Here is an 11,533-nt window from a genome sequence, read left to right on the forward strand (position 1 = left end):
GCGATTCGGTTGCCACGTAGGAGCGCCTCCGGGCGCGAGGGCTTTGCCGGGAAGGCCACATCGCGCCCGGGGGCGCTCCTACGCAAGGCGGGCGTGCTGGATCGGACGTTCGCTCGTTCGCGCACCTGCCCGGTCATCGCCGGCTGGCGGCTGTGTGCCTCAGCCGCGCAGACGCTCCAGTTGCGCCTGCAGCGCGGCCACCTTGGACTGCAGGGCCGCGTTCTCGTTCTCCAGTTCGGCGACGCGGCGCTGCAGGGCCTTGAGGTCGCGGCGCTCGGCCTCGCCGCCTTCGGCCTCGTCGGGCTTGGGCTTGCGCTTGGCATCGCGCACGCGCTTGGCGGCCTGCTTGAGCTCGGCCTTGCCGGCCTGCGCGGCGGCACGCTGTTCGTCTTCGGACAGGGTGGCCACCGCAGCGGCGGCGCTGATCGAGATCTCGCCCGCCTTCACCGCCTGCACCACTTCCGGCGCGGCCTGTTTGTGGATGCGCTCGATCATCACCACCTGGTTGCTGCTCAGGCGCGCCTCGCGTGCCAGCTCGGCGCGGCTGACCGGAGTGGAGGTGTCGTCCCACGGTGGGCTGTCGGTGTCCTCGGCCGCCTGCGCGGCGGGGTTGTCGCGCATTGCGCTGTCGTCACCGTCGGTCTGTGCGTGCGTGTCGGCCACCACCGGCGCCTCGGCGGCGGCATCGGCCTCGCGCTGGCTGCGCTGGCGTGCGGCCAGGATCTCGCGCTTGCGTAACGCCAGCACCCCGCGTTGGAAGTCGGAAACGCTGCGCCGGCCCAGGTGCTGCTCGATCATCCACAGGTGCACGTCCTGCATCGAGGTAAAGCGCGGGTTCTGCACGGTCTGGAACGGCAGCCCGTGCTTCTGGCAGATGCCGTAGCGGTTGTGGCCGTCGACGAGGACCTCGCCCCACAGCACCAGCGCATCGCGGCAGCCCTCGGCCAGCAGGCTGCGCTCCAGCGCTTCGTGCTCGTCGGGCGTCAGCGGGTCGATATAGGCCTTGAGTTCTTCTTTGACAACGATGTTCATGCGGCAACTGCAGGGGGTACGGGGCCGGCATTGTAGTGAGCCTGCCCCGGCTTTGCGCGCTTGACGCGGCGCCTGCACGCGTGACACGCGGGCGCCCGGTGCGTGGCCTGCCCACCGTGTGGCCAGGGTCTGCGCACGGCCTGCGGGCGAGGCCTGCGGCCACTCGGAGCAGGCGACCGCACGGCCAGGTGGGCGTGACCGCAGGACCGCAGCCGGCGTTCGCGGACACGTTGCGCGACCGGACCGGGCGGCGTCAGTCCAACGTGCGCAGGATCCCGGCCAGGGTCTGGATCATCTGCCCGATCTGCTCCTCGGTCACGATCAGCGGTGGCGACAGTGCGATGACATCGCCGGTGACCCGCACCAGCAGGCCGCCTTCGTGGAAGCAGCGCTCGAACGCGGCATAACCACGCGCCCCCGGCGCGCCGTCGCGTGGCGCCAGCTCGATCGCACCGATCAGGCCGATGTTGCGGACGTCGATCACATGCGGCAGCCCGCGCAGGCCGTGCAGCGCCTGTTCCCAGTGCGGGCCGAGCGTGATTGCGCGCTGGAACAGGTCTTCTTCGGCATAGGTGTCCAGCGTGGCCAGCGCCGCTGCGCAGGCCAGCGGGTGGCCGGAGTAGGTGTAGCCATGGAACAGCTCGATTGCCGCCTCCGGCCCGCGCATGAAGGCATCATGGATGGCGCTGTTCACCAGCACCGCGCCCATCGGCACGGTGCCGCTGGTCAGCCCCTTGGCGGCGGTGATGATGTCCGGGGTGACGCCGAAGCGCTGCGCCGCGAACGCCTCGCCGACCCGGCCGAAGCCGGTGATCACCTCGTCGAACACCAGCACGATGCCGTGGCGGTCGCAGATGTCGCGCAGCCGCTGCAGGTAGCCCTGCGGCGGCAGGATCACCCCGGCCGAGCCGGACACCGGCTCGACGAACACCGCAGCGATGGTGGAGGCATCGTGCAGGGCGATCAGCCGCTCCAGATCGTCGGCCAGCTCCGCGCCATGCGCCGGCAGCCCGCGCGAATAGGCGTTGCGCTGCAGGTCCAGGGTATGCCGCAGATGGTCGGTGCCGGCCAGCAGCGGGCCGAACCACTTGCGGTTGTTGGGCAGCCCACCGATCGACATGCCGCCGAAACCCACCCCGTGATACGCCTTCTCGCGGCCGATGAAGCGGGTGCGCTGGCCCTCGCCGCGCAAGCGGTGATAGGCCAGCACGATCTTCATCGCGCTATCCACCGCCTCCGACCCGGAGTTGGTGAAGAACACGTGCTCCAGCCCTGGCGGGGCGATCGCCGCCAGCCGCTGCGCCAGCACGAACGGCAGCGGTGAGCCCATCTGGAAGGTGGGCGCGAAGTCCAGCGTGCCGGCCTGGTCGCGGATTGCCGCCACGATGCGCTCGCGGCCATGCCCGGCATTGCAGCACCACAGCCCGGCAGTGCCGTCCAGGATCTGGCGGCCGTCCACATCGCGGTAATACATGCCGTGCGCCGAGGCCAGCAGGCGAGGGCGCGCCTTGAACTGGCGGTTGGCGGTGAACGGCATCCAGAACGCGTCCAACTGCTCCGGCGCCTGCAACGCATTGGCGCTGTGGTGCGAAGGGTGGTCGTGCATTGCAGGCTCCATGACGGGGATAGCCCGACTCTACGGCAGCCGGCGCCCTGGCCGTCGCTCCGGCGGACCGCCAGCCCTCCACGGCACCGCAACGGCTACCGCTGGCAACCGTACGATCTAGTCTGCAAGAACTAGTCAATTAGTCGCACGGCCGGCCGCTAACGACAGAGAAGGCCTGTGTGGCGCAGGCGGGACGGCGCGATGGAACGCTGCGAGGCGATGCGGAGCATTGCAATGACGCCAGGATCGCCGATGATGCGCCAGACCGGCGCCTGTCGGGGCTGATTGTTGTCGCCGGCCTGATCGCACCACGCCAATCCATCGCAGCCGTCAATCGTATTCATCGCGGTTCATCGCACTTTTATTTGGGGAAATGGGAATGACGCAAGGGTCCACCGTGGCGACAGCCAGCGGCGCTGACGCCGGTCTGCTGTCCAAGGAGCGCATCGTTGCGCGTCCGGGATTCAATCGTTGGCTGGTTCCGCCGGCAGCGCTGGCGATCCACCTGTGCATCGGCATGGCGTACGGCTTCAGCGTGTTCTGGTTGCCGTTGTCCAAGGCGCTGGGCATCACCGAGTCGATCGCCTGCCCGGCCGACATGGGCCTGTTCGCGCGCATGGTGGCCACCACCTGCGACTGGAAGATCAGCGAACTGCAGTGGATGTACACCCTGTTCTTCGTGCTGCTGGGCTGTTCGGCGGCGATCTGGGGCGGCTGGCTGGAACGCGCCGGCCCGCGCAAGGCCGGCGTGGTCTCGGCGCTGTGCTGGTGCGGCGGCCTGGTGATCTCGGCGGCCGGTATCCACTTCCATCAGATCTGGATGCTGTGGCTGGGCTCGGGCGTGATCGGCGGTATCGGTCTGGGCCTGGGTTACATCTCGCCGGTGTCGACCCTGATCAAATGGTTCCCGGACCGCCGCGGCATGGCGACCGGCATGGCCATCATGGGCTTCGGCGGCGGCGCGATGATCGGCAGCCCGCTGGCCGATGCGCTGATGCGCCACTTCGCCACGCCGACCTCGGTGGGCGTGATGGAAACCTTCCTGGTCATGGCGGCGCTGTACTTCGTGTTCATGATGGCCGGCGCGTTCGGCTACCGCGTGCCGCCGAGTGGCTGGACGCCGGCCGGCTGGACCGCGCCGGTGGCCAGCACCAACACGATGATCACCTCCAACCATGTGCACGTGAAGAAGGTCTGGGGCATCCCGCAGTTCTGGCTGCTGTGGGGCGTGCTGTGCCTGAACGTGTCGGCGGGCATCGGCGTGATCGGCATGTCCTCGCCGATGCTGCAGGAAGTGTTCGGCGGCCGGCTGATCGGGGTGGATGTGGGCTTCGCCAATCTGGACCCGACCCAGCTGGCCAGCATTGCCGCCATTGCGGCCGGGTTCACTGGCCTGCTCAGCCTGTTCAACATCGGCGGCCGCTTCTTCTGGGCCAGCATGTCCGACAAGCTCGGCCGCAAGAACACCTACACCGTGTTCTTCCTGCTCGGCATCTGCCTGTATGCGGCGGCCCCGTCGGCCGGCAGCATCGGCGGCATCGCGCTGTTCGTGGGTATCTTCTGCATCATCCTGTCGATGTATGGCGGCGGTTTCGCCACCATTCCGGCGTATCTGGCCGACCTGTTCGGCACCCAGATGGTCGGCGCCATCCACGGCCGTCTGCTGACCGCCTGGGCCACTGCCGGCATCCTCGGCCCGGTGGTGGTGGGCTACATGCGCGAGTACCAGCTGGCGCACGGCAGCCCGCCGTCACAGGTCTACAACACCACCATGTACATCCTCGCCGGCATGCTCGTGCTCGGCCTGATCTGCAACCTGCTGGTGCGCCCGGTGGCCGCGCGTCATTTCATGACGCCAGACGAACTGGCGCGCGAAAAACAGCTGGCGCACGAAAAGGTCGACCGCAGCGGGCACGCGGTGCTGCCGCCGGAGCAGATGGCGCGCATCGGCCATGGCGGCAATCCCGCGCTGGTGGCGTTTGCCTGGTTAGCGGTGGGCATCCCGATGCTGTTCGGCATCTGGGTGACGCTGCAGAAAGCCTTCGTGCTGTTCCATTGAGGTGAGATGACCACTCCGTCTTCCCGCTCGGTGCGCCCCGGCAGTGTGGTGCGCACGGTGTTCCGCCATCGTGGCGGGCGCGGTGCCTCGGTACAGGACCAGGTGGCGGCCGAAATGCCGGTCGCGCTGATCTACAACCAGGTGCCGTTCGCGGTGATGATGGCCACGCCGGAAGACCTGGAAGACTTCGCACTGGGGTTCTCGCTGAGCGAGGGCATCGTCGACCACCCGCAGGACCTGCGGGTGGTGGCGGTGGAGACCTTCCTGGAAGGCGCCTCGCTGCAACTGGAGATTCCGCCCGAGCGTGCCGCCGCATTGGATCGGCGGCGGCGCAACCTGGATGGGCGCAGCGGTTGCGGGGTGTGCGGTAACGAGTCGATCGAGGCGGTGCTGCGTGTGCCGCCGGTCGTGCACTCGGAACTGCGGATCGAGACGGATGCATTGGCGCGCGCGTTGGCCGGCCTGCACGCGCAGCAGCCGATCGCTGCGCAGACCGGCGCGGTGCATGCGGCCGGGTGGGCCGATGCGCAGGGCATGGTGCAGCTGGTGCGCGAAGACGTCGGCCGGCATAACGCCCTGGACAAGTTGATCGGTGCATTGGCGCACGCGCGCATCGATGCATCGCAAGGGTTTGCGGTGGTGACCAGCCGCGCCAGTTTTGAGATGGCCATGAAAGCCGCGCAGGCCCGGATTCCGCTGCTTGCAGCGATCTCCGCGCCCACCGCGCTGGCGATCAGCCTGGCCGACAGTGCGGGACTGACCCTGATCGGGTTTGCCCGCGATCACGATTGTGTCGTTTACAGCCATCCCCAGCGCCTGAACCTGGGCGTTGCGGTGGGAGAGCCCGCATGAGCAAGAAGACCATCAAGCAGTACGACAATCCCGCTGGCGGCTGGGGCGCTTTGCGCTCGGTGGCCAAGCACCTGATGGAACAGGACATCGCGGTGCAGGGCGCCAAGACGCTGCTGCACGCCAACCAGCCGGACGGCTTCGACTGCCCCGGCTGCGCCTGGCCCGACCGCGATCACACCTCCACCTTCGAATTCTGCGAGAACGGCGCCAAGGCCGTGGCGGCCGAATCCACCGCGCGCCGTGCCGGGGCCGAGTTGTTCGCCTCGCACAGCGTCAGCCTGTTGTCGCAGTACAGCGACTACTGGCTGGAAGGGCAGGGCCGCCTGACCCAGCCGATGCGCTACGACGCGGCCACCGACCACTACGTGCCGGTGAGCTGGGACGATGCGTTTGCGCAGATCGCCAGCCATCTCAACGGCCTGGCGAGCCCGGACGAGGCGATCTTCTACACCTCCGGGCGCACCAGCAACGAGGCGGCGTTCCTGTATCAGCTGTTCGTGCGCGAGTTCGGCACCAACAACTTTCCCGACTGCTCCAATATGTGCCACGAGCCCTCCGGCACCGCGCTGCGCTCGCAGATCGGGGTGGGCAAGGGCACGGTGTCGCTGCACGATTTCGAACTGGCCGATGCCATCTTCATCTTCGGCCAGAACCCGGGCACCAATCACCCGCGCATGCTCGGCGAGTTGCGCCAGGCCTCCAAGCGCGGGGCGGCGATCGCGGCGTTCAACCCGCTGCGCGAGCGCGGGCTGGAAAAGTTCGCCGACCCGCAGGACAAGCTGGAGATGTTGCACAACGGCTCCACGCGCATCGCCTCGGATTACTTCCAGCTCAAGATCGGCGGCGACCTGGCCGCGATCAAGGGCATCATCAAGCACGTGCTCGAACGCGACGCGCAGGCGCAGCGCGACGGCACGCCGCGGTTGCTGGACCTGGATTTCATCGCCGAGCACACCGCCAATTTCGATGCCTTCGCTGCGGATGTGGCGGCGGAGTCCTGGGACACCATCGTCGAAGAGTCCGGCCTGGACGAAGCGGCGCTGCGCAAGGCCGGCGAGATCTATCTCAAGGCCGAGCGGGTCATTGCGTGCTGGGGCATGGGCATCACCCAGCACAAGCATTCGGTGGCCACCATCCACATGATCACCAACCTGCTGTTGCTGCGCGGCCACCTGGGCCGTCCCGGCGCGGGCGTGTGCCCGGTGCGCGGGCATAGCAACGTGCAGGGCGACCGCACGATGATGATCTACGAAAAGCCGCCGGCCGCGTTTCTGGACAAGCTGCAGTCGGTATTCGGTTTCGCGCCGCCGCGTGCCGACGGCTTCGACACCGTCGGTGCGATCGAGGCCATGCTGGATGGCCGCGCCAAGGTGTTCTTCGCAATGGGCGGCAATTTCGCTGCCGCCACGCCCGATACCGATGCCACCCACCGCGCGCTGCGTAATTGCGAACTCACCGTACACGTCACCACCAAGCTCAATCGCAGCCATCTGGTGCATGGGCGCGACGCGCTGATCCTGCCGTGCCTGGGCCGCACCGAAATCGATATCCAGGACGCCGGCTCGCAAGGCGTGACGGTGGAAGATTCGATGAGCATGGTGCACCTGTCGGCAGGCATCAATCCGCCGGCCTCGCCGGACCTGCTGTCCGAACCGGCGATCATTGCGCGCATGGCCGAAGCCACCCTGGGCGCACGCAGCGCGATCCGCTGGCGCTGGCTGGTGGGCGACTACGACCGCATCCGCGACCTGATCGCGCAGGTGTTCCCGGACTTTGCCGACTTCAATCAGCGCGTGCGCACGCCGGGGGGATTCCGCCTGTCCAACACTGCGCGCGACCGCAAGTGGATCACGCCCGAGCAACGCGCGGTGTTCAAATCGCACGCTGTGCCCACCGACAACCCGATCCACCGCGCGCGGCGTGCGCGCGGCGATCAGATGGTGTTCACGCTGGCCACCACGCGCTCGCACGACCAGTACAACACCACCATCTACGGCCTGGACGATCGCTACCGCGGCGTGTTCGGCGAGCGCCGCGTGTTGTTCATCAACGGCGCCGACATCGCGGCGCTGAACATGAAGGCCGGCGACTGGGTGGACCTGGAGAGCCTGTGCGAGGACGGCGTGCGCCGCGAGGCGCGCCGCTTCCTGCTGGTGGACTACAACATTCCGCGCGGTTGCCTGGCGGCGTACTACCCGGAAACCAATGCATTGGTGCCGCTGTCCAGCTTCGCCGACGAAGCGCGCACGCCGACCTCCAAGTCGATTCCGGTGATCGTGCTGCCGCACCGTGCCGAGACCGCCGATGCAGCGCCGCGCGACATCGGTGCCGTGCTTGTCCGCTGACCCGCAGCTCACCACACAGCTGTTGCACGCCCTGGCCGACGCGCCCGGGGGCGTGTCGCTGTCGAAGCTGTGCAAGCAGCTGGGCGTGCGCATGAGCGTGCTGCTACGCACGCTCGCCTGGCTGGGCACGGCAAACCTGGACGGTGCATCAGGCCCGGACTGGGTCCGCGTAGAAGAGCGTGGCGAACGGCAATGTGCGGTGATTACCTCCGCTGGCCTGGTTGAGCACGCGCAACGTGCAACGGCGCAGCTGCCGCAGGGCGGTTGAGCGATCTTCTTGCAGCTTTGATGAAACGCTGGCGGCGTTTTTGATTGGTTTGTACTGACTACGGAAGCAACGAAGATCACGTGCTTGAGCCAAAGGCGTCGTTGGGCAAGCGCGCGCTGCCCTCACCGCTTGCGGGACACGCCGTGAACCCATCCCTGGGGACTCGATGGCGGCATCCATGCCGCCAACGGTCCCGCAAGCGGCGAGGGCACCGCACCGGAGAGTTTGCTGGTGGCTTGATTAAGAGCTGAGACAGCGCACCAGACCGATGTTGGTTGTTCTGTTGAGAACTCTGCGTACCGACCATCTTGGCTGGTCCTTGTCCACTCACCGCCGCGGGCCCTGACGCGGTCTGGATGCCGCGTAAGACCCAACAAGAACGTACTTGCGGCGTGTGCCGCGATGGTGAGCGGGCAAGGGCTTTCAGCAGACGACAGCACTTTCAAGCGGCTAACAACACGCAGCGAGCGGTCATCAGGTAGGCGCGGTGTTCGCGCGCTCGGAACCGGAGTGTCGGAGTGGTGCATGCCGATTCCAGGCACCGACCGCGCCCGTCTGGCGGGCACGCAGACATTTTGTCAGCTGCGCTTGAAGAACGGCTGGCGACACCTCGTCGGCCGCCTTGGGCGGGCGAGGACGGCGTGGCGCACACTGCCGTCGGTCACGCCTGTAACTTTCCACCAGGCGGTGCGCCTGCGCAAAGCGTGGCCGTGATCTGCCAGAATCGGCCGTCTCGTTTCCGGATGCCGACCACCGATGACCGCTGCCGCGCCGCTCGCCACGCCGACCAATTCGCCTGCGCGCGTGCTGTTCGCCAGCCTGATCGGCACCACCATCGAATTCTTCGATTTCTATATCTACGCCACCGCTGCGGTGCTGGTGTTTCCCACGCTGTTCTTCCCCGCTGGCGACGGCAGTGCGGCGATGCTGCAGTCGTTGGCGACCTTTGCGGTGGCCTTCGTTGCGCGGCCGGTGGGCTCGGCGGTGTTCGGCCACTTCGGCGACCGCATCGGCCGCAAGGCCACGCTGGTGGCGGCGTTGCTGACGATGGGCCTGTCCACGGTGGCGATCGGCCTGTTGCCCGGGTATGCGCAGATCGGCGTGCTGGCGCCGGCGCTGCTGGCGGTCTGCCGCTTCGGCCAGGGCCTGGGCCTGGGCGGTGAGTGGGGCGGGGCGGTGCTGTTGGCCACCGAGAACGCACCGCCCGGCAAGCGCGTGTGGTACGGCATGTTTCCGCAGCTGGGCGCGCCGTTGGGCTTCCTGCTGTCCACCGGCACCTTCCTGGGCATGGGGGCGGTGCTGGACGACGCGGATTTCATGGCATGGGGTTGGCGGGTGCCGTTCCTGGCCAGCGCCTTGCTGGTGATCACCGGCTTGTGGGTGCGCCTGAGCATCACCGAGACCCCGGACTTCCAGAAGACCCTGGACCGCAACACGCGCGTACGCCTGCCGCTGGGCACGGTGGTCTGGCAGCATTGGCCGGCACTGATCGTCGGCACCCTGGGTGCGTTCGCCACCTTCGTGCTGTTCTATCTGATGACCGTGTTTGCGCTGGGCTATGGCACCAAGACCCTGGGCTACGACAAGGAGCAGTTCCTGCTGCTGCAGATGGCAGGCATCGTGTTCTTCGCGCTGGGCATTCCGCTCTCGGCCAAATTTGGCGACCGCCACGGCGCGCCGCTGGCGATGATGCTGGCCAGCATCGCCATCATCGCGTTCGGGCTGGCGTTCGCGCCGCTTTTCCAGGCCGATCATCCGCTGCAGGTGCTGGCCTTCCTGTCGCTGGGATTCTTCTTCATGGGCCTGACCTACGGCCCCTGCGGGACGTTGCTGGCGCAGCTGTATCCCACCGAGGTGCGCTACACCGGCGCATCCCTGTCGTTCAACCTGGCCAGTATCCTGGGCGCAGCGCCGGCGCCGTATGTCGCCACCCAGTTGGCAGCGCGCTACGGGGTGCAGGCGGTGGGGTATTACCTCGGAGGTGCTGCAGTGCTGAGTCTGATTGCCCTGATGATGGCGCGCAGAGATCAGCTCGCCAGGCGTACCTGATTGCGGCCGCCGGCCTTGGCCAGGTAGAGATATTTGTCGGCTTCGTTCAACAGGTGATGCAGCGACTGGTCGCCTTCGGTCGCGATGCACACGCCGATGCTCACGGTCATGCTCAGGGTTTCATCGCCGATACGCACGCGCAACGCGCTGATCCGCTCGCGCAGCGTTTCGAAATAGCTGGCGGCATTGGCCGCATCCAGCCCAGGTACCAGCAGGCAGAATTCCTCGCCGCCGAAGCGTGCCACCAGATCCTGCGGACGCGCATGCCCGGAGACCGAGGCGGCCACCGCACGCAGCGCCTGGTCGCCGGCTTCGTGGCCCCAGGTGTCGTTGATGTGCTTGAAGTGGTCGATGTCCAGCATCGCCGCGGTCACCGTCTGCTCCTGCGACAGCAGCTTGGGGATCACCCGCTGGCTCTGTTCCAGGAAATAACGCCGGTTCGGCAGGCCAGTGAGGAAGTCGCGCGTGGCCAGGTCCTGCAGCGTGCCGATCAATTCCAGCTGGTCCACGTTCTGCGAGACACGGCAGAAGAATTCCTCGCGCGAGAACGGCTTGCGCAGGAAGTCGTTGGCGCCGTTCTTCAAAAAGCGCGGGATCAGCGACGAATCGCTGTTGCCGGAGATGCCGATCACCGCGACCTTGTCGCGCGAGCGGATCGCACGCAGCCGGCGGGTGAATTCCACCCCTTCCATGCCGGGCATTTCCTGGTCGACGATGGTCAGGCGGATGCCAGGGTCGCGCTCGATGGCTTCCAGGCCGGCTGCGCCGTCGGCAGCCAGTACCACCCGGTAGCCGTACATCGACAGCAACGCCGCTGCGTAGGTACGTGCGGACAGCGAGTCGTCCACCACCAGTGCGCCGATGCGGCGGTTGCGCTCCAGGCGCTGCACCAGCCAGGCCAGGTATTCGATGCTGCCAGGTGCGTTCTTGAGCACGTAGTCGATGATCTGCTGCTGCAGCACGCGCTGGCGCAGGTCTTCGTCGTACACGCCGCTGACCACCACGGTGGGCAGGTTGCGCGACAGGAAGAACTCCACCACCTTGTCGCGATCGCCGTCCACCAGCACCAGCCCGGTCAGGACCAGGAACCAGCCGTCCTCTTCGTCGAGCACGCGTGCCGCTTCGGCCAGGGTCGACACGACCGTAACCGGCAATTCCACGCGCTGCTCGATGGCTTCGCGCAGCATGCTGGTGAACGTGCGCGAGTTCTCCACCAGCAACACGCGCTGCGGCAGAACTGCACTTTCACTATTGCGATGTAGGGTACCTGGAGACATCGGCTGGCCGTGTGGATCGAACCGTCAGATCAGCTAACGGCTCTG

General features: G+C 67.2%; 9 protein-coding genes and 1 other RNA gene. 6 read left to right on the forward strand and 4 right to left on the reverse strand.

What is annotated here, in order from left to right; translation table 11 throughout:
- Positions 1–159: 159 nt before the first annotated feature.
- On the reverse strand, positions 160–1,032 hold the full coding sequence (locus ACCQ05_RS09160; RefSeq protein ID WP_372393571.1) for a plasmid replication/partition related protein: 873 nt from the start codon (positions 1,030–1,032) through the stop codon (positions 160–162).
- Positions 1,033–1,285: 253 nt separating this feature from the next.
- A complete protein-coding gene (gene aptA / locus ACCQ05_RS09165) occupies positions 1,286–2,650 on the reverse strand; it encodes an omega-aminotransferase AptA (RefSeq protein ID WP_372393572.1) in 1,365 nt (454 codons plus the stop codon).
- Positions 2,651–2,817: 167 nt separating this feature from the next.
- Here aptA and ACCQ05_RS09170 point away from each other — a divergent pair, with 167 nt between their 5' ends.
- The 5 genes from ACCQ05_RS09170 to ACCQ05_RS09190 are packed head-to-tail and all read left to right on the forward strand — an operon-like array spanning position 2,818 to position 8,162.
- Entirely contained in the window at positions 2,818–3,021 is a 204-nt protein-coding gene (locus ACCQ05_RS09170; protein ID WP_372360383.1) for a hypothetical protein, read from the forward strand.
- Positions 3,018–4,697, forward strand: coding sequence for an OFA family MFS transporter (locus tag ACCQ05_RS09175; RefSeq protein ID WP_104540340.1), 1,680 nt, complete (start codon positions 3,018–3,020; stop codon positions 4,695–4,697). The genes ACCQ05_RS09170 and ACCQ05_RS09175 overlap by 4 nt, the downstream gene beginning before the upstream one ends.
- A 6-nt stretch (positions 4,698–4,703) precedes the next feature.
- Positions 4,704–5,549: a formate dehydrogenase accessory sulfurtransferase FdhD gene (gene fdhD, locus ACCQ05_RS09180; RefSeq protein ID WP_228964270.1), complete on the forward strand. Its 846-nt coding sequence runs from the start codon at positions 4,704–4,706 to the stop codon at positions 5,547–5,549.
- On the forward strand, positions 5,546–7,894 hold the full coding sequence (locus ACCQ05_RS09185) for an FdhF/YdeP family oxidoreductase (protein WP_228964269.1): 2,349 nt from the start codon (positions 5,546–5,548) through the stop codon (positions 7,892–7,894). Before fdhD ends, ACCQ05_RS09185 begins: the two co-directional genes overlap by 4 nt.
- The gene (locus ACCQ05_RS09190; protein WP_372393573.1) at positions 7,884–8,162 is read left to right on the forward strand and encodes a hypothetical protein; all 279 of its coding nucleotides are present in this window, start codon (positions 7,884–7,886) and stop codon (positions 8,160–8,162) included. Before ACCQ05_RS09185 ends, ACCQ05_RS09190 begins: the two co-directional genes overlap by 11 nt.
- A 448-nt stretch (positions 8,163–8,610) precedes the next feature.
- Here the strand turns inward: ACCQ05_RS09190 and ACCQ05_RS09195 are convergent.
- Positions 8,611–8,689: non-coding RNA, sX9 sRNA (locus ACCQ05_RS09195), on the reverse strand.
- A 229-nt stretch (positions 8,690–8,918) separates the two neighbouring features.
- On the opposite strand from ACCQ05_RS09195, the gene ACCQ05_RS09200 reads away from it, so the two are divergent.
- Positions 8,919–10,211 (forward strand): MFS transporter, encoded by a 1,293-nt coding sequence (locus tag ACCQ05_RS09200; RefSeq protein WP_372393574.1) that lies wholly within the window; start codon positions 8,919–8,921, stop codon positions 10,209–10,211.
- Here the strand turns inward: ACCQ05_RS09200 and ACCQ05_RS09205 are convergent.
- The gene (locus ACCQ05_RS09205; RefSeq protein ID WP_167394509.1) at positions 10,190–11,488 is read right to left on the reverse strand and encodes a diguanylate cyclase; all 1,299 of its coding nucleotides are present in this window, start codon (positions 11,486–11,488) and stop codon (positions 10,190–10,192) included. The two genes, ACCQ05_RS09200 and ACCQ05_RS09205, sit on opposite strands and share 22 nt — an antisense overlap.
- Positions 11,489–11,533 lie beyond the last annotated feature (45 nt).

The organism is Xanthomonas sp. NCPPB 3582 (assembly GCF_041475735.2).
In the GTDB taxonomy this organism is placed as follows: Bacteria; Pseudomonadota; Gammaproteobacteria; order Xanthomonadales; family Xanthomonadaceae; genus Xanthomonas; species Xanthomonas codiaei.